The 17,143-nt window shown below is 63.7% G+C and carries 18 protein-coding genes; all 18 read right to left on the reverse strand.

Annotation, left to right across the window (positions count from 1 at the left end; genetic code table 11):
- Nucleotides 1-18: 18 nt before the first annotated feature.
- The gene (gene nusA, locus ACOGI7_RS08680) at nt 19-1,251 is read right to left on the reverse strand and encodes a transcription termination factor NusA (RefSeq protein WP_419848364.1); all 1,233 of its coding nucleotides are present in this window, start codon (nt 1,249-1,251) and stop codon (nt 19-21) included.
- Nucleotides 1,179-1,730, reverse strand: a complete 552-nt coding sequence (gene rimP / locus ACOGI7_RS08685) for a ribosome maturation factor RimP (protein WP_419848365.1) — start codon at nt 1,728-1,730, stop codon at nt 1,179-1,181. The genes nusA and rimP overlap by 73 nt, the downstream gene beginning before the upstream one ends.
- A gap of 163 nt (nt 1,731-1,893) precedes the next feature.
- Nucleotides 1,894-3,306 (reverse strand): proline--tRNA ligase, encoded by a 1,413-nt coding sequence (gene proS, locus ACOGI7_RS08690; protein WP_419851487.1) that lies wholly within the window; start codon nt 3,304-3,306, stop codon nt 1,894-1,896.
- Between the two features lie 2 nt (nt 3,307-3,308).
- Nucleotides 3,309-4,532 carry a flavodoxin-dependent (E)-4-hydroxy-3-methylbut-2-enyl-diphosphate synthase gene (gene ispG, locus ACOGI7_RS08695; protein ID WP_419848366.1) on the reverse strand — a complete coding sequence of 408 codons (1,224 nt, stop codon included), beginning with the start codon at nt 4,530-4,532 and terminating at the stop codon, nt 3,309-3,311.
- A 60-nt stretch (nt 4,533-4,592) separates the two neighbouring features.
- Entirely contained in the window at nt 4,593-5,906 is a 1,314-nt protein-coding gene (locus ACOGI7_RS08700) for a M50 family metallopeptidase (protein ID WP_419848367.1), read from the reverse strand.
- Between the two features lie 3 nt (nt 5,907-5,909).
- The gene (gene dxr / locus ACOGI7_RS08705) at nt 5,910-7,085 is read right to left on the reverse strand and encodes a 1-deoxy-D-xylulose-5-phosphate reductoisomerase (protein WP_419848368.1); all 1,176 of its coding nucleotides are present in this window, start codon (nt 7,083-7,085) and stop codon (nt 5,910-5,912) included.
- A 17-nt stretch (nt 7,086-7,102) separates the two neighbouring features.
- Nucleotides 7,103-8,371 carry a phosphatidate cytidylyltransferase gene (locus ACOGI7_RS08710; RefSeq protein ID WP_419848369.1) on the reverse strand — a complete coding sequence of 423 codons (1,269 nt, stop codon included), beginning with the start codon at nt 8,369-8,371 and terminating at the stop codon, nt 7,103-7,105.
- A 12-nt stretch (nt 8,372-8,383) separates the two neighbouring features.
- Entirely contained in the window at nt 8,384-8,941 is a 558-nt protein-coding gene (gene frr, locus ACOGI7_RS08715) for a ribosome recycling factor (protein WP_419851488.1), read from the reverse strand.
- 102 nt (nt 8,942-9,043) lie between these two features.
- Nucleotides 9,044-9,784: a UMP kinase gene (pyrH, locus tag ACOGI7_RS08720; protein ID WP_419848370.1), complete on the reverse strand. Its 741-nt coding sequence runs from the start codon at nt 9,782-9,784 to the stop codon at nt 9,044-9,046.
- Nucleotides 9,785-9,787: 3 nt separating this feature from the next.
- A complete protein-coding gene (gene tsf / locus ACOGI7_RS08725; RefSeq protein ID WP_419848371.1) occupies nt 9,788-10,579 on the reverse strand; it encodes a translation elongation factor Ts in 792 nt (263 codons plus the stop codon).
- Complete coding sequence (rpsB, locus tag ACOGI7_RS08730) at nt 10,576-11,424, reverse strand: 30S ribosomal protein S2 (RefSeq protein ID WP_419848372.1); 849 nt, start codon at nt 11,422-11,424, stop codon at nt 10,576-10,578. The genes tsf and rpsB overlap by 4 nt, the downstream gene beginning before the upstream one ends.
- A 112-nt stretch (nt 11,425-11,536) precedes the next feature.
- Nucleotides 11,537-12,109: a peptidoglycan DD-metalloendopeptidase family protein gene (locus tag ACOGI7_RS08735; RefSeq protein ID WP_419848373.1), complete on the reverse strand. Its 573-nt coding sequence runs from the start codon at nt 12,107-12,109 to the stop codon at nt 11,537-11,539.
- A gap of 64 nt (nt 12,110-12,173) precedes the next feature.
- Nucleotides 12,174-13,082: a tyrosine-type recombinase/integrase gene (locus ACOGI7_RS08740; RefSeq protein WP_419848374.1), complete on the reverse strand. Its 909-nt coding sequence runs from the start codon at nt 13,080-13,082 to the stop codon at nt 12,174-12,176.
- A gap of 31 nt (nt 13,083-13,113) precedes the next feature.
- Entirely contained in the window at nt 13,114-14,265 is a 1,152-nt protein-coding gene (locus tag ACOGI7_RS08745) for a DNA-processing protein DprA (protein WP_419848375.1), read from the reverse strand.
- Complete coding sequence (locus tag ACOGI7_RS08750; RefSeq protein WP_419848376.1) at nt 14,252-15,787, reverse strand: YifB family Mg chelatase-like AAA ATPase; 1,536 nt, start codon at nt 15,785-15,787, stop codon at nt 14,252-14,254. The genes ACOGI7_RS08745 and ACOGI7_RS08750 overlap by 14 nt, the downstream gene beginning before the upstream one ends.
- Before the next feature lie 117 nt (nt 15,788-15,904).
- On the reverse strand, nt 15,905-16,273 hold the full coding sequence (locus tag ACOGI7_RS08755; protein ID WP_419848377.1) for a c-type cytochrome: 369 nt from the start codon (nt 16,271-16,273) through the stop codon (nt 15,905-15,907).
- Between the two features lie 127 nt (nt 16,274-16,400).
- The gene (locus tag ACOGI7_RS08760; RefSeq protein WP_419848378.1) at nt 16,401-16,745 is read right to left on the reverse strand and encodes a YraN family protein; all 345 of its coding nucleotides are present in this window, start codon (nt 16,743-16,745) and stop codon (nt 16,401-16,403) included.
- A gap of 41 nt (nt 16,746-16,786) precedes the next feature.
- Nucleotides 16,787-17,131, reverse strand: coding sequence for a 50S ribosomal protein L19 (gene rplS, locus ACOGI7_RS08765; protein WP_419848379.1), 345 nt, complete (start codon nt 17,129-17,131; stop codon nt 16,787-16,789).
- Nucleotides 17,132-17,143 lie beyond the last annotated feature (12 nt).

Consider the following 17,143-nt stretch of genomic DNA (forward strand, 5'->3'; position numbering starts at 1 on the left):
AATCCAAGGCGCTGGGCACTACTCCGGTGGAGGACCGCCTTCCGTGGTCTCCCCCAACTCTTCGGCTGGCGTCTCGTCGGCGCCTTCAGCAGCCCACTCCTCGGCTGACAACGCCGGCCCTCCTTCTGCTGGTCGCCAAACCTGCTCGCCAGTTGCCTCGTCTACCACCCATTCTCCCTCGGCCCAATCCATCTCCTCATACGCAGCTTCTTGGGCGAGTTGGGTCTCGCTCTTGATGTCGATTCGCCATCCGGTCAACCGTGCCGAGAGCCGAGCATTTTGACCTTCTTTGCCGATAGCCAGCGAAAGCTGGTAGTCGGGTACGACGACCTCGGCCACCCCGGACTCCTCATCGATGGTGACCTCCTTGATTTTGGCCGGGGACAGCGCTTTGGCCACAAAGTCGGCCGCGTCTTCCGCGAACGGAACGATGTCGATCTTCTCTCCTCGCAACTCATTGACCACCATGCGCACCCGGGCGCCCCGGGCGCCCACGCAAGCCCCGACCGGGTCCACGTTGGTGTCGTTGGACGCCACCGCGATCTTTGTCCGGTGCCCAGGCTCCCGGGCACACGCCCTGATCTCCACCACCCCATCGGCAATCTCGGGCACCTCCAATTCGAACAGCCGCTTGATCAACCCAGGATGGGTGCGGCTCACCACGATTTGCGGCCCCTTGGCCGTCTTGCGGACCTCCACGATGTAGGCCTTGAGACGGCTGTTGGCATCGGGACGCTCGAAGGGGACCTGCTCCGCCTGAGGCAAGAGCGCTTCCACCCGGCCCAAGTCCAGCAGTGTGTAGCGGGCATCGTTCTGCTGGATAATCCCAGTGACGATGTCGCCCTCACGACCGGCATACTCCTCGTATTTGAGCTCGCGCTCCACCTCGCGAATGCGCTGCATCATCACCTGCTTGGTCGTCTGGGCCGCGATGCGCCCGAAGCCGTCAGGTGTCACGTCAAATGGCTCGCCGATCGGCTCCCCGTCTTCGTCCAGCTTTTGCGCGAAAACCTGGATGTCGGCAGTCTCAGGATTGATGGTGACCCAGGCGTATTCCTCGCTGTCGGGCATGCGCTTGTAGGCCGATTCAAGGGCATCGGCCAGTGCAGCCAGCAGGGCGTCCACCGAGATTCCCTTGTCTGCGGCTAGCGCCTGGAGGGCTTCCAACATGTCGGGATTCACTCCTGGTCCTTTCCAGGTATTGGCAGCCTGGATGCCTGCCCGCATGTCTCCCCGGGTGTCGGCATCCATCGGCTGCTCTTCTCCTTGATCTTCTTCCTTGGCTCTGGACCCCATTCGAAAACGGTTCTGGCCTTGGTGATGTCGCCGAAGGCCATCCGATGAGCAACTCCGTTCTCTTCTATGGTAATCCCATCATCGTCGCATCCTGTCAGCACACCCTGGATCCGGCGTTCTCCTTCGATTTGGGGCCCGAGTTTGACGCTTATGGTCTCGCCCATCGCTCGGACATAGTGCGCCGGCTGGCGCAGCGGTCGTTCCAGGCCGGGACTGGTTATCTCCAAGGTGTACCGGCCGGGAATCAGGTCGTTGTCGTCCAACAGGCGGGAGGTCACCTTGGAGGCATCGGCCACCTCATCCAGGCTGACACCGCCCGGCCTGTCCACGATGATGCGCAGCACCCCGCCTCCGAAGGTGAGGTCGTAGATTTCCAAGTCGCGCCCCTGGAACAAGGGCGCGAGCAGCTCATGCACGTTGTCTGCTACTGACATCTCGCCCCTTTCCTGGACCGACGGTGAACCTATTATCTTGCCGCTCCCCAAAGCGAGAAGGCGTGGGCCCCAGCCCACGCCTCACCCAACGAAAGAGATCGACGATGTATCGACGATCTTACCCGCTGAACGCGGGTGTGTCGTTGCACAGAAAGAGCGATTTTCAGTAGCTCCGACCGCAGACCGCCACCAGGTCGGACTCGTCGCCGCTTTGGGGCAGCGACCCGTCGGGGCGCTGGAGGCATCGCACGGTGATTGCGTCCTCGGCAAGGTCGGCTTCTCCGTCTGGACCGAGTTTGGCCCACGGTATCCGAGCAAATCCGGTTGCCGATGCCTCCCGCACCTCATCTGCCGTGGTGGCCTCGGCAATCCGCGAGTCCCGCCACGTCATGGCATCGTCGTAAATCCGCTGCTGGATGGCATCCAGGAGCGATTCCACCCGCGTTGGCGCCTCAGAAAGGCTGACCGCCTCCTTCTCGCCGCCGATTCGGGACACCAGGGTGACCTGTCCCTGCTCGAGATCCCGGGGTCCGATCTCCACCCGGACCGGCACGCCCTTCAACTCCCAGTCGGTGGCTCTGCGGCCAAACCCCGTTCCCGTCCGATCGTCCACCCTCGCCCGTATCCCGACGGCTGCCAGTTCGCCGGTCAACTGGTGGCAGGCTTCCACCACCCCGTCGGCGTCGCGCACCGCGATGACCGCGGCTTGGATGGGTGCCAAACGGGGCGGGACAACCAGGCCCTTGTCGTCGCCGTGGGCCATGATCAATCCGCCCACCATGCGAGACGACACTCCCCACGAGGTCTGCCATACGTGGGACTGGTTCCCCTCGGCATCCAAATAGGTGATGTCGAACATGGTCGCGAAGCTCTGGCCCAGTTCATGGGAAGTCCCCATCTGGAGTGCCTTGCCGTCGCGCATCATCCCTTCGAGACACATGGAGTTGATGGCCCCGGGAAACCGCTCAGCCTCGGTCTTGTAACCAATGAGCACCGGAATCGCCAACACCGACTCCATGAAGTCGCGATACACCTCGTGAAGGATCCGGGCGGCGTAGTCGCGGGCTTCTTGGCGGGTGGCATGGGCAGTGTGGCCTTCCTGCCACAGGAACTCCGTGGTTCGCAGGAAAATCCGAGGGCGCATCTCCCAGCGGACGACGTTGGCCCACTGATTTATGAGCAGCGGCAGGTCGCGATGGCTCTGCACCCATTTGGAGAAATAGGCATTGATGATGGTCTCACTGGTGGGGCGCACCACCACCGGCTCGGCCAGTTCTCTCCCTCCGCCCTGGGTGACCACCGCCAATTCGGGACTGAAACCCTCAACGTGGTCAGACTCCCGGTTCAGGTAGCTCTCGGGGATGAACAGGGGAAAATAGGCGTTGTCGGCACCGGCGGCCTTGATGCGCTGGTCCACCTCGGCCTGCATCCGCTCCCAAAGGGCATATCCGTAGGGCCGGATCACCATGGTGCCCCGCACCGGTCCGTTGTCGGCCAACTCGGCCTTGTTGAGGATGTCCTGATACCACCGGGGAAAGTCCTCATTCTGCGGGGTTAGCACCCCTTTGTCGGCCATGTTCATGCTCTCCTGCGGATCAGATCTATTTTGCTGCTGGCCTGATTGGCATCGTCGCCCTGCTCGGCTAGCAGGCGACTCCGGTCCCGCTCGGCCTCTCGCGCCGCGGCCACCGTGTCGGCCTTCTCCAGTGCGGCCTCTGGCCCATGCTCGTGGATCAACTCGGCCCATTCCACCAGCGCCGATACCATCTCCTCCTCGGCCACCACGGCCACATTGCGTCCCTTGACGAACAGATGGCCCCGTTTGTTGCCCGCCGCGATACCGATATCGGCGTCGCGGGCTTCGCCGGGACCGTTGACCACGCAGCCCATGACCGCCACTTGCAGGGGGATCTCCCGATCGCCGAACGCCTCCATGGCCTGCTCCGCCACTGCATAGACATCGATCTCGGCCCGACCGCAGCTCGGGCAGGCGATCAGATCGACGTTCTTGCGCTCCCGCAGCCCCATTGACTCAAGAAGCTGCCGACCGGCTTTCGCCTCTTGAACCGGGTCGGCGGTAAGGCTGTAGCGGATGGTGTCGCCGATTCCCTCGGCCAAGAGGGTGCCAATGCCCGCAGTTGACTTGATCAACCCCACTGGGGGCGGCCCCGCTTCGGTCACCCCGAGGTGCAGGGGATGGTCGGTGACCTCGGCCAGCTGTCGGTAGGACTCGATCATGAGGGGCACGCTGGACGCCTTGACCGAGATCTTGACGTCTTCAAAGTCCACTTCCCTGAAGTAGTCGAGTTCCATCTGGGCCGACTCCACCATGGCCTCCGGGACAACCCGGTCGCCGTACTTGCGGTAGAGGTCGGGGTGCAACGATCCCCCGTTCACTCCGATGCGGATGGGAACCCCGCGATCCCGGCACTCCGAGGCCACCGCCCGGATGTGCTCCGGCTTGCGAATGTTCCCGGGGTTCAGCCTCAGGCACTGGACTCCCGCATCCAATGCGGCCAACGCCATGCGATACTGGTGGTGAATGTCGGCCACTATGGGCACGGGAGACCGGGGCACGATCTGGGCCAACCCCTCGGCGGCCTCAATCTCATTGCACGTGCAGCGGACGATGTCGGCCCCCGCCGCGGCCAGGGCGTATATCTGCTGAAGGGTGCCCTCCACATCAGCAGTGCGGGTGGTGGTCATGGACTGAACAGTGATCGGCGCGCCGCCGCCGACAGCTACATCCCCCACATGGATCTGACGGGTGGGGCGTCGCTCGAAAGCTGCCTCGACTTCCATGCCCTCAGCTTGACACGCCCGGCCCGGGGCATTCGCAATTACCCGTGATCATCCCATTCCTCAACTCGGAAGTTGCACCGGATCGGTGAAGTCCAAATAGACGGACCCAATGAACACAAAAACCAGAATCAAGATGACGGCATACGCCACCGGCACCATCTTGGACACGTCGGCGGTGTATCGATTGCCGCGCCAGGAGCGCAGACGCTCGTAGGTGGCAATCACCACATGGCCCCCGTCAAGGGGCAGCAGGGGAATCATGTTGAAAACTCCGATGAACACGTTCAGCAGCGCCAAGAACAGCAGCAGATTCCCATAGCCGTTCTCGGTGAGATCAGCACCGATCTTGAGCGCCCCGAAGATCGAGACCACGCGGTCTTGATCGTCAACAGGCGCTGCTACCGGGATGCCGCCTCCGGTCGGAGCAACCGCGTCCTGGGTCGGTTGGTCGGTCACATCGCGGAAGAAGCTGTTGAGACCGCTGGGAGAGAAAAAACTGCCGATGCCGAAAACGGATTCCTTGACCAAGAACCCAAACTCATCCAGCGTCTCGGGAACAGCCTCTAGATACCCGACCTCCACCGACTGGGACAGCCAGGCCGACCGGGAGCCGATACCGATATAGCCACGGCTGGCGTCCCCCGGATGGGCGTCGAGCGTCAGCGTGCGGACCAGCACCTCGCCATCTCGCTGGACCCCCAGGCTCACCGGCGTCCCCGGGCCGGGCAACACCGCCACCATGTCGTCCATGGTGGCCACCGGGCTGCCGTTGACCGACACAATGCGATCGCCCACCTGCAGATCGGCGCCTTCGGCCGGCGAGCCGGACTCCACCCTGCTCACCGTCCAATCAGGTGAGGGCACGCTCTCAGTCCTCCCGCCGATCACCAGGAAGGAGAAAATCAGCACAAGCGCCAACAGGAAGTGCACGGTCGATCCGGCCACCGCCACCGACATGCGCCGCCAGTAGGGCTTGCTGCGATAAGTGCGATGCTCATCGGCCGGGGATACCTCCTCCAAGTTGTTCATGCCGATGATCCGCACATAGGCGCCAGCAGGGATTGCCTTGAGGCCGTACACCGTGTCCCCCCGGCGCATCGACCACAGGCGGGGCCCGAATCCCAAGAAAAACTCGGTCACCTTCATGCCTGAGGCCCGGGCGGCGACAAAGTGGCCCATCTCGTGCAAGAAGATCATGCCGATAACGGCCAGCACCACTATCAACATCGGCAATCCCCACACCACCCGAACCACCGCGAGCAGGCCTACTGCCAATATCAAACCGCCCCAGCCGTCGCGAGATGCCCGCAGCCTGGCCAGGGGGGACAATGGAGTCTGGCCGCTCCGAGAGGAGCCAGTTTGATCGAGGGTCATCGCTTAGCTGCGGTCGAACTGGCGGGCGACGACGTGCTCGGCAGCGGCTCGGGCTTTGCCGTCGATCTCCATGACCGCCTCCAGGGAGTCGGCCTCGGTGCGGTCGTGGTCGCCTAAAACCGTCTCCAGAATCTCGGGAATTGCCGTCCATCGTATCCGCTGATCGAGAAAAGCCTGCACGGCCACTTCGTTGGCCGCATTCAGCAGCGCAGGTGCAGTCTCACCCATGCGCCCGGCGGTGTAGGCCAGATTCAGGCAGGGAAATGCCTCGGTATCAGGGGGCTCGAAATCCAGGCGGCGCAGCTCTGCCCAGTCAATGCGACCAAACGGCGTGGCAATGCGGTCGGGATAGGCCATGGCATAGCCGATGCACAACCGCATATCTGGCAGGGAAAGCTGGGCAATGGTGGCGCCATCGGTGTACTCCACCATGGAGTGGACCACCGACTGCGGATGGACCACAACCTCGATGCGGTCATACCCCAAACCGAACAGCTCGTTGGCCTCGATCACCTCCAGGCCCTTGTTCATCAGCGTGGATGAGTCCACCGTGATCTTGGGCCCCATGCTCCACGTGGGATGGGCGAGAGCGTGGTCCACGGTGACATCGGCCAGCTCATCAAGCGTCCGCCCTCGAAAGGGGCCTCCGCTGGCGGTGAGGACAATACGGTGAACCCGCTCCATGCCCGCCTCAGCAGTGAACACATCATTGGCCCGCAGGCACTGGTGGACAGCGCAGTGCTCGCTGTCGACGGGGAGCAATTCGGCGCCGGGAGTTTGGCGGGCACGCTGGACAACTGGACCGGCTGCGATCAGCGACTCCTTGTTGGCCAGGGCTAGGCGCCGACCAGCCTCAAGAGCAGCCAGCGTCACCGGCAGCCCGGCGAACCCGACAACCCCGTTGACCACCACCTCCCCCATAGCTGCTGCGTCGGCCAGCGCGGACGGGCCGCTGGCCACGGTGGTCCCCGGCAGCGCATCTTGGACCTCGGGTACGTGTTCGGCGTCGCCCACCACCACAAGACGGGGATGAAACTCCCGAGCTTGGGCTACCACCTGGTCGATCGAGCGGCCAGCGCCCAATGCCACCACGTCCCAGACGCCCGGTTCGGCCCGGACGACATCCAGGGTTTGAACTCCGATTGAACCGGTGGAGCCAAGCAGAGATAGGGAGACCATGATCCGGCAACCCCGGTTCAGATCACATCAAGCATCAGAGCGGTGAAGTAAGTGGCCGGCAGCACAAAGAGCAGGGCGTCAATCCGGTCCAGCATCCCCCCGTGGCCGGGTAGCAGAGAGCCCATGTCCTTTATGCCGATATCTCGCTTGAGGGCCGACTCCAGAAGGTCGGCCATCGGGGCCACCACCGCAACCACAATGCCCAGGATGACACCATCGGAACGTGAGCTAGCACCGTCTCCGAAGGGTCCGATCTCCAGGATGGAGATGAAGACCAATGCAGCCGCGATGGTGAGGATGGTGCCGCCGATCAATCCTTCCACTGTCTTGTTGGGGCTGGCCTTGGACAACGGAGTACGACCCGCAGCCCGCCCGACGGCAAACGCGCCGACATCGTGCGCCACAGTCAAGATCAATGCGCTCAGCACCAGCTCGGCGCCATCGGGCATGTCCAGCAGGAGTCCGCCGAATGCCCCTGTTACTCCGATGTAGGTGATTCCCAGCAGGGTCACCCCGAGGTTGGCCAGTGGGCGGTCGCGGCTGACTCCGCTCAAATACCAAAGCCCGGCACCGAATAGCGCGAAGACCAGCACCAGCACCATGCCATCGGCGCCTCGCCAGAAGGCGGCCAGCGGCAAGGCCACCACCGCGGCAAAGCCCACCAGTGTGGGAGGCTGATAGCCCGCATGACGCAAGGCGGTGAACCACTCTGCCGCGGCGATCAACAACGCGATGACGAGCACGGCCAGCGTGACCCGCTCTCCCAAGGCAATTGCCCCCAAGACAATCCCGCCCAACAACAATCCAACCCCGATGGAAGTCATCAGATTGCCGTTGGAGGAAGAAGACCGCGCCTGCACCGCCATTGGGGCCGGTGCAGACAGGGGCGACGGGGTTTGGACCATTTCTGTGGTGGTCGGAGAATCGGAAACATCCAAGGACAGCACCTCGTCCACCCGGTCTACCGAGGGAAACTCCACGGCCTCGGTGGGCTCGGGGTCTTCGAAGACGCTTGCCCCCTCGGTTGCATCGCCGATGTCAGTCGGATCAGACAGGTCGGAGAGCGACCGCTCTTCGGCGTCTTCACGCCATACGGGATCTAGGTTGTCCCAGGTCTCCTCCGCCTCGGAGACGTCATCGGCAGCCTCATTCCAGCGAGGCAGGCCGGATTCGTCTCCTTCTTCGTCGAACAAAGAAGTCAGGTCGTCCAAGAACATGGCCTGTTCGTCTTCAGGCGCCTCTTCAGACTGGTCATTTGGTCTTTGGAAAGGATTGTCGTCGTCCACTGCCCCTCCAGGCTAGATCTCGAGCAGCTCTTGCTCCTTGACGCTCAACGCATCGTTGATGAGCTGCTCATGGTCGTGGGTTAGCCGGTCAAGTTCCTTCTCGGTTCGGGCGGCGACGTCTTCGGAGACGTCGCCGCCTTTGCTGAGTTGATCAATGTCGTGACGGCCGCTGCGGCGAGTGTTCCGAATCGCCACTCGCCCCTCTTCGGCCATCTGCTTGACCAGTCTGACCAGTTCGCGACGCCGTTCCTCGGTCAGCGGCGGAAATGTGAGTCGCACCACGTTGCCGTCATTGCTGGGGTTGAGCCCGAGATCAGCTTGGATAATCGCCCGCTCGATTGCGGAAATGGAGCCCTTGTCGAACGGGGAGATGACGAGAAGCTGCGCTTCTGGGACACTGAAACTGGCCAGCTGTTGCAGAGGCACCTCCGTGCCGTAGTACTCAACGAGAAACCTCTCGAACAGCGCCGGGGAAGCCCGTCCGGTCCTGACGGAGGCGAACTGCTGGCGAGTGTGGTGAACCGCGGCATCCATGCGCCCACCGGCTTCGTCCAACACCAAATCGGTCAGCTCATCGCCGGTCGTCATGGTTCCGGCCTGTCTGGACAACCTCGGCTAGAACGCCAAAACGATCGCCAGACCATCCATCTTCTTGATGCCTTGGGGCATCCCTCATGACACCAGAGTACCGATCAGTTGGCCGTCGAGTATGGCGCTTACGTTTCCCGGTTTCATGAGGTCGAAAACGACGATGGGCAATTTGTTGTCCATGCACAAAGAAACCGCGGTGCTGTCCATGGCCCTCAATCCCTGGGACAGCACGTCCAAGTACTGCACCTCATCGAGTCTCTCAGCATTCGGATCGGTCCGGGGGTCGGCAGTATAAATCCCGTCGGTTCCGCTGTGGGTGCCCTTCAGCAGAACTCCGGCCTCGACCTCCACTGCCCGAAGTGCGGCCGCAGTGTCGGTGGTGAAGAACGGGTTGCCGGTTCCGGCGGCAAAAATAACCACCCGGCCCTTCTCGAGGTGCCGGATCGCCCTTCGCCGGATATACGGCTCAGCCACCTGGGCCATACCGATTGCCGTCTGCACCCGGGTGGGCTGATTGAGCCGTTCCAAGGTGTCTTGGAGCGCGAGAGCGTTGATCACCGTGGCCAGCATCCCCATGTAGTCGGCTTGGGCTCGGTCCATCCCTGCGCCGGCTCCGGTCATCCCCCGCCAGATGTTTCCACCGCCCACCACGACGGCTACATCCACGTCGAACTCGGCCCGGACCTTGACGATCTCGGTGGCAATTTGAGCGGCAATCTCGCCGTCGATGCCGTATCCGGCCTCTCCGGCAAAGGCCTCGCCGGAGAGCTTCAGCACGATCCGGTCCCACCGGCCTGATCGCTTGATGCCGTCGGTGGTCATCGATCAGCTGCCGATGGCCGCCAGCTCGAACCGGACGATCTCACCGTCGCCCAACCGGGACTGCACGGTTTCCTTCTCCCCGAACATGCCTTGTTCCAGCAACACCCGCTCGGCATACCACGCCCTCAGTCGGCCGGTGACGATCTTGTCCCAGGCCTGTTCGGGCTTGCCCTCGGCCTTGGTCATCTCCGTCAGCGCAATGCGCTCCCGCTCTACCTCTTCGGGGTCGACCTCGTCTCGGTGCAGAACCGACGGCTTGGCGAAGGCAATGTGGAGGGCGACCTCATGGGCCATCTCCTGGCTCAGGCCGCGGACCTCAACCACCACTGCGCTTGTCCCCCGGCCATCTTGGGAGTGGAGGTAGGTATCCAGGATGTTGCCATCGCCAGCCTGAATCTTGACGACCTTTCCCAACCGGATGTTCTCCTTCTTGGCCAGGCTGAGATCCTCAATGGCTGCTTTGCGGGACTCCACCGAGTCTTCGCCCTCAGCCAGCACGAGCTGGGCCAGCTCGTCAGCCAAAGCGGTGAAGTCGTCAGCCTTGGCGGAGAAGTCGGTCTCGCAGCGAAGTTCCACGATGGCGGCGGAATGGCTGTCCACCGCCAGGGCCACCGCTCCCTGATCACTGGCCCGATCGGCCCGAGCAGCCGCTTTGGCCATGCCCTTCTCGCGCAGCCACTGGGTGGCCGCCTCCATGTCCCCGTCGTTCTCGGTAAGGGCGCGCTTGCAGTCCATCATTCCGGCGCCAGTGGCGTCGCGCAGAGCCTTGACATCTTGGGCTGAAAATGAACTCACGCTTGCTCCTGGGAATCGATTTGCTCAGTCTCAACAGCTGGCTCCGCGGCATCAGCGACCGATGCACCATCCTCAGACGGCGCCTCCACAACAGCCGGCGCACCATCCTCAGACGGCGCCTCCACAACGGCTTGGGGCTTGTCGGCGGCATTTCCCCGTGACATGTAGCGGCCCTCGAGAACAGCATCGCTGATAATCCGGCACATCAGCTCCCCGGAGCGGATCGCATCGTCATTGCCAGGGATGACGTATTGGATGACATCGGGATCGCAATTGGTGTCCACCACTGCAATGACCGGCAGTTTCAACTTGTTGGCCTCGGCCACTGCGATGTGCTCTTTTTTGGTGTCGAGCACGAACACCGCGTCGGGGGGCCGAGTCAGATCGCGAATGCCGTTGAGGTTGCGCTCCAGCTTCGCCAGCTCCCGGGAGATGAGGAGAGCCTCTTTCTTGGGCATGACGTCTAGCTCGCCCGAGCTGCGCATCCGCTGGAATTCCTTCATTTTGCCCATGCGCTTGGAGATGGTCTCGAAATTGGTGAGGAGACCACCCAGCCATCGCTCGTTCACGTATGGCATGCCCACGCGCTCCGCGTAGCTCTGCACGCTGTCTTGGGCCTGCTTCTTGGTGCCCACGAACAGCACCTGACCGCCTCTGGCCACCAGATCGCGGACGAAGGTGTAGGCCATCTCAATATGGGCAAGCGTCTGGGTCAGATCGATGATGTAAATGCCGTTGCGCTCTCCGAAGATGAAGCGCTGCATCTTCGGATTCCAACGCCGGGTCTGGTGTCCGAAGTGGACTCCGGCATCAAGCAGCTGACGCATCGTGACGACTGGCGCCATGGTGTTTCTCCTCTCCCAGCGGTTCAGCGAAACCCGGGGTCAGCACCAAATGGCGACCGTGGGATGCCCCGGGCGGTGATTGTCTCGGCCGGGAAGTGCTTCCAGGCCGGGTTCAACGATAGCCGGACGAGCGGTCCGAGCCATAGGCAGGAAGCCGACTTCGGCCGTGCGGCTCAAGGTGGGGTACCAGCCGCACATGTCCTGCGGCCAATACCAAGGTGGGGTCGAGGTAGTGGTCTCCGTCGCGGACGCTGAAAAAGAACCGTGCAGAGGTGGTGCCCAGCAACTGGCCGGGCGCGACCCATTCGCCCTCTTCCACAGCGGTCCAGCCCAGGTACCCGTAGGCGGTGCGCAGCCCATCGCGGTGGAGCACGGTCACAAACCGGTTGTGGGCCACCGACCCGGCGAACACCACCTCGCCCGCTGCCGATGCCCGCACCGGCAACCCGGGCTCGGGGTTGTATTCCAGGCCTCTGTTGCCGGGAGCCCCCACATGCGCCGGCGCCCGGAATGAATCGATCACCTCTGCATCCACCGGAGGCTGGTACACCAAGGGGGACTCGGCCGACTCCTCCTTCGGCGCAGTCTGCGGCGAGGTTTCTGGTGGTAGTTGAGCAGGGTGCAGCGCCAGCCAAGCAGACACCGCGGCGGCAGCCAACCCGCCGATGCGCATTCCCAGCACCATGAGATCCCCTCGGCATCTTGAAGTCGGGGGGAAGCCAACTCAGGTTACCGGCTTCTGGCGGCTGTCATGCCCGAGGATGGTTGTCCTCCACCACTTTTTGAAGCCTGTCCCGGCTGACGTGAGTGTAGATCTGCGTGGATCCCAGATCGGAATGGCCCAATAGCTCCTGTACTTGTCTGAGGTCGGCCCCCCCATCGAGGAGATGAGTGGCAAAGGTATGGCGCAGGGCGTGGGGGTTGGTCTGCGTGCTGGCCGCTCGATTGACAAGCCGACGGACTGCTTGAGTGTTCAGCGGTCGGCCGTACAGATTCACAAACAGGGCATCACCGGCTGCGGACGGATCGGCCATCTCCTCCCGACCATCGGCCAGCCACTCTGCCAGGGCCGTGGCCGCGGGCTCGCTCAGTGGCGCGATTCGCTGTTTCGAACCCTTGCCTCTCACGATCATGCGCCGACGCTCCCAATCGATGTCGCCGACTCGGATGGCGCAGACCTCGCTGACCCGAAGGCCGCTGCCGTAGAGCAGCTCCAGTACCGCGACATCGCGTTGGCGTCGAGCGTTGTTGTCGTCGGCTATTGCTGCGCGCGGCTTGTCCAACAGGGTTTCCAGTTCCTCAGAGCGCAGCACACGCGGCAGATGTCGCTCTCGAGTCGGAGTAATCGCGCCTATCGTGGGGTCGGCGGCGACCCGGCCCGTGCGCTCTGCCCAGCGGAAGTAGCGGCGCAAGGAAGTGGCTTTCCGAGCCACCGTCTGGCGGGCGTAACCCTGCGTGCTCAGGTAGGCCAGATATCGCCGGATGACGCGAAGGTCGACGTCTTCAGGGCCGGTATCCCGGGAAACCGTCGAAGAGGGGTCCGCTTGGGACGTCTCCAGCCATTCCGAGAACGCTTTTATCTCGCGGCGGTACATCGCCGCGGTGTTGTCGCTAACCGAAGCGGCTGACGCGGCAAAAGAGTCCAGATCCCAGCCCATCAACCCTCAAGATTACGGGTTCTCCGCCAACTCACCGGGTGATGCCCACCCGCTCGATCCAGCGGCCCGACACGGCCACCCAGCCCGCAGCCCGCAGCTCTTCCACCGCTCCGGCTACCTCGGCCATGGTCAAATCGGTGCGGCCCTTGATCTGCTCGGCATCAGCGGGCTGCCAACCCAGTGCATCCAGAACCTGTTGGCCGACGCGGTCCGGATCCGGGCGGGAGTCCAGAGGGACGGCCTCCGCACCGGACATGCCCAGGGCGAGCAGCACATCATCAACGTCGCGGCAAGGCGCGCAGCCGTCGGCCAGCAGCTCATGACAGCCGTCTGATGCGGAGCTGCGAACCGGTCCGGGAACGGCCATGACTGCCCGGTCCCGGGCCGCGGCCTCGGCCACCGTGTGCATGGACCCTCCAGAGGCATGGGACTCCACCACCACGACCACATCGGCGAGGGCTGCGATGATGCGATTGCGAGCCGGAAACCGCCACTGTTCAGGAGGCGCTCCCAGAGGAGCTTCTCCCAACAGCACTCCCTGATCGGCCACCGCCCGCCACAGGGCTCGGTTGCGCTCGGGATAGGCCCTGTCCATGCCGTTGCCCACTACTCCAATGGGCGGGGCGGTCCGGGCATCCAGGGCTCCGGCATGGACAGCGGCATCGATGCCCAGGGCCAGCCCGGAGACCACCCCCACGCCCGCCGAGGCCAAATCCCGGCCTAGTTCGAATGCCACATCGCTGCCATAGCGTGTGCATCGACGGGTGCCGACGATGGCCACGCGGGGACCGGCAACCACCTGGGGATCTCCCATGTGGAACACGACTGCGGGCGGATCCATGTCATGAGACAGGGCTGATGGGTATCCCGGGGTACCCAGCGCAGCCACTCCCACACCGTGCTCACGGTGCCGAGCCCACAACCGGTCCACATCGAGGCTGACGGCAGTGCGGCGCCACTGCTCATACAGGTCGTGTTTGCCGGCCACCTGCATCAGCTCAGGAGATGGCGGTCCCTGAAGACGGGTCCACACGGCGGCTGGGCTGCCGGTAGCGAGGAGCGCCCGCAACCGGGCCGGCCCCACTGCGGGCAGCGAGGCCAGCGCGACGAGCCACGCCTCCATCGGCAGCTTTCCCATATCTTCGGCCAGGACCTCTGCTACCGGGATGTCATCGGCGGCCATTGGCAAGACTCCAGGGATCGTGGGCCACGGTGACCGGCTCTGTGCGCATGAACAGCGCCTGCGCGACGATGCCCCCGGTCAGCGGGGGCGCATGTCCGCCCAGATCAGCCAGCGTGAGAGCGACCCTTCGAACCCGCTGGAAGCCACGAGCGGTGAGACGTCCCTCCGCGATGGCGTGGCGAAACAGGTTCTTGGCCTCTGGGTCCAGCGGGGCGAACTCCTCCAAGGCATCGTCGGACAACTCGCTGTTGGACCCTGCGCCGCGTTCGAGAGCGGCAGCCCGCGCCCGGTCCACTCGGGCTCTCACCTCGGTGGAGGACTCTCCCGGCGGTGCGTCGAACAAGTCGCTGACTTCCGGTCGGCCGACATGAATTCTCAGATCGAATCGGTCCAGCAGCGGCCCGCTCAACCGTCGGGCATAACGCAGTCGGGCCATGGGGGTGCATCGGCACATGCCCGGCTGCCCCAACTCCCCGCACGGACACGGGTTCATAGCCCCCACTAGTAGAAATCGAGCGGGAAACGATGCTGCCGCCGTGGCGCGGTTGACTCGGATTACCCCTTCTTCGAGGGGCTGGCGCAGCGCGTCCAAGGCTTGGGGCGCGAACTCTCCCATCTCGTCCAGGAACAGCACGCCGCCATGGGCACAGCTGATTGCTCCCGGCCTCAGCGCCCGGCTCCCTCCGCCCACCAGTGCGATCATCGAAGCGGAGTGGTGGGGTGCCTGCCATGGGGCTTGTTTGATCAATCCCGAGGACGGCAAGTCCAAGCCGGCGGCCGAGTGCACCATGGTTGCCTCGATGGCAGTGGACTCGTCCAATGAGGGCAGGAGTCCGGGAAGCCGCCGGGCCAACATGGTTTTGCCCGCGCCCGGCGGTCCGATCATCAAAAGGTGATGTCCGCCCGCCGCGGCCACTTCCAACCCCAACCGAGCCATGTGCTGTCCTCTCACGTCAGCCAGGTCTACGGTCTCGCGCCGCGGGCTCATCGACCCCGGCGACGGCAAGTCAGGCCAGGCCTCCTCTCCTCGAAGCGCAGAGATGAGTTCACCGAGGGTATCCGGTGCCCTGACCACCGGACCGTTCGCCAACGCGGCTTCTGCGGCGCTGCTCGGAGCGACCACCACTTCGGCCGCGTCCAGGCAGCGCACTTGAGGCAGCACTCCAGGCACCGGCCGGAGCCGGCCATCAAGGCCCAGTTCGGCCAAGAAGGCCATATCGTCCAAGACATCGGCAGACAACTGGTCGTCGGCCACCAGGATTCCCATGGCTATGGCCAAGTCAAGGCCGGGGCCTTCCTTGCGGATTCCCGATGGGGCCAGATTGACGGTGACTCTCCCCGGAGGCCATTTCGCGTCGCTGGAGAGAAGAGCGGCTCGAACCCGATCACGGGCCTCTCGGCAAGCGGCGTCGGGCAGGCCTACCACGGTGAAGGTGGGTAGGCCCAAGGAGACATGGACCTCCACCGAGACCGGATGTCCGGTGATTCCGGCGAGAACGGAGGCAGGGATGGTGGCGAGCACGGTTTGTGCTTTCTCGAGGATGGTTCCTCGTGCCGACAGAGTGACCCTTAGCGCTGATCACGAGCGTTCCCAAGACCATACCCGTGGACGGTGACAACTCCTCCAGTGTCGCAGCCCTCAGAGAACCTCGTTGATGTAGCGGAGCACTGCGTCGACCTCACCGGCAGTCAGCAGCCCGCCAAAGGCGGGCATGCGGTTTCTTCCCTCAGACACAACAACTGCCGCGTCGCCCGGTTCGGGGTATACCTCCAACACGCGACCTCGATTCAACCGCGGGCCGTCACCGGTCCCGCTGCCATCGGCGTCGTGGCAGGACGAGCACCGGTCGACGAAAATGGCCCGACCGGCCACCAACACGGGATCGGGGGTGCCGTCGGGCCCCTCCTCCACCTCAGGAGATGAGCCCGCACCGCATCCGGCCGCCAGCACCAAGCAGAGAGAGATGAGTGCCGATCGCACAGCGACCCCGGCTTCCCGAGCAGCCACCGCGGGGACGATAATCGTGCATGGGCTTCGATCCCACACGCAAGCACCGGCGCACTCGGTTTGACTATTGGTTTGTGGCCTTCGGCCTATTGGTCTGCGTCGGGCTGATTCTGTGGGCGGTGCTGGGCTAGAAAGCCGCTTCGATCACTCGCACTTCACGACCCACCACTTCGGCAACGTCGAATCGAATCTGGACCGGTCCTGAACGCGTTTGCTCGGCCAACCACTGGGCAGCCAGCCGGCGTATCCGCCGCTGCTTCTGCCAGCCGACAGCCTCGGCGGGCGAGCCATATGCCAGCGACGACCGGGTCTTGACTTCGCAGACCGCGACGACGGGGCCCCGCCGCACGATTACATCCAACTCCCCGTGCCGACACCGCCAGTTGCGCTCGAGAACCTCGAACCCATGGCGGCGATACCACCGCACCACTCGGTCTTCTCCCCAACGGCCCAACGCCTGCCGGTATGCCATGTCTCCACCCTAAGCACGGGGAGTGACAATTTGGCTGTCGGCTAGAAGCGCTTTTCCTTGACCCGGGCGGCCCGACCGATGCGGTCGCGCAGGTAGTAGAGCTTGGCCCGGCGCACGTCGCCGCGGGCACCGACGTCGATCTTGGCGATGATGGGCGAATGCGCAGGAAAAGTGCGCTCCACTCCTACTCCAAAGCTCACCTTGCGAACGGTGAAAGTCTCTCGGATCCCGCTGCCCTGTCGGCGGATGACCACTCCTTCGAAAACCTGGACCCGCTCTCGGTTGCCTTCCACAACGCGGACGTGCACCTTGATCGTGTCGCCGGGGCCAAATTCAGGAATGTCGGATCGTCTGGTATCGCGATCAACGATGTCGGTGGGATTCATAGCACGCCTCTT

This window comes from Candidatus Poriferisocius sp., assembly GCF_965204145.1.
GTDB lineage: Bacteria > Actinomycetota > Acidimicrobiia > Acidimicrobiales > Bin134 > Poriferisocius.

Excerpts from the sequence above, each read along its gene's own strand:
- ACOGI7_RS08740 (WP_419848374.1), bottom strand. The coding sequence starts at position 13,082 with ATGGGCTGGGATCTGGACTCTTTTGCCGCGTCAGCCGCTTCGGTTAGC.
- ispG (WP_419848366.1), bottom strand. The coding sequence starts at position 4,532 with ATGGAAGTCGAGGCAGCTTTCGAGCGACGCCCCACCCGTCAGATCCAT.
- rimP (WP_419848365.1), bottom strand. The coding sequence starts at position 1,730 with ATGTCAGTAGCAGACAACGTGCATGAGCTGCTCGCGCCCTTGTTCCAG.
- pyrH (WP_419848370.1), bottom strand. The coding sequence starts at position 9,784 with ATGACCACCGACGGCATCAAGCGATCAGGCCGGTGGGACCGGATCGTG.
- rplS (WP_419848379.1), bottom strand. The coding sequence starts at position 17,131 with ATGAATCCCACCGACATCGTTGATCGCGATACCAGACGATCCGACATT.
- ACOGI7_RS08760 (WP_419848378.1), bottom strand. The coding sequence starts at position 16,745 with ATGGCATACCGGCAGGCGTTGGGCCGTTGGGGAGAAGACCGAGTGGTG.
- dxr (WP_419848368.1), bottom strand. The coding sequence starts at position 7,085 with ATGGTCTCCCTATCTCTGCTTGGCTCCACCGGTTCAATCGGAGTTCAA.
- ACOGI7_RS08735 (WP_419848373.1), bottom strand. The coding sequence starts at position 12,109 with ATGGTGCTGGGAATGCGCATCGGCGGGTTGGCTGCCGCCGCGGTGTCT.
- rpsB (WP_419848372.1), bottom strand. The coding sequence starts at position 11,424 with ATGGCGCCAGTCGTCACGATGCGTCAGCTGCTTGATGCCGGAGTCCAC.
- ACOGI7_RS08745 (WP_419848375.1), bottom strand. The coding sequence starts at position 14,265 with ATGGCCGCCGATGACATCCCGGTAGCAGAGGTCCTGGCCGAAGATATG.
- proS (WP_419851487.1), bottom strand. The coding sequence starts at position 3,306 with ATGGCCGACAAAGGGGTGCTAACCCCGCAGAATGAGGACTTTCCCCGG.
- ACOGI7_RS08700 (WP_419848367.1), bottom strand. The coding sequence starts at position 5,906 with ATGACCCTCGATCAAACTGGCTCCTCTCGGAGCGGCCAGACTCCATTG.
- nusA (WP_419848364.1), bottom strand. The coding sequence starts at position 1,251 with ATGGATGCCGACACCCGGGGAGACATGCGGGCAGGCATCCAGGCTGCC.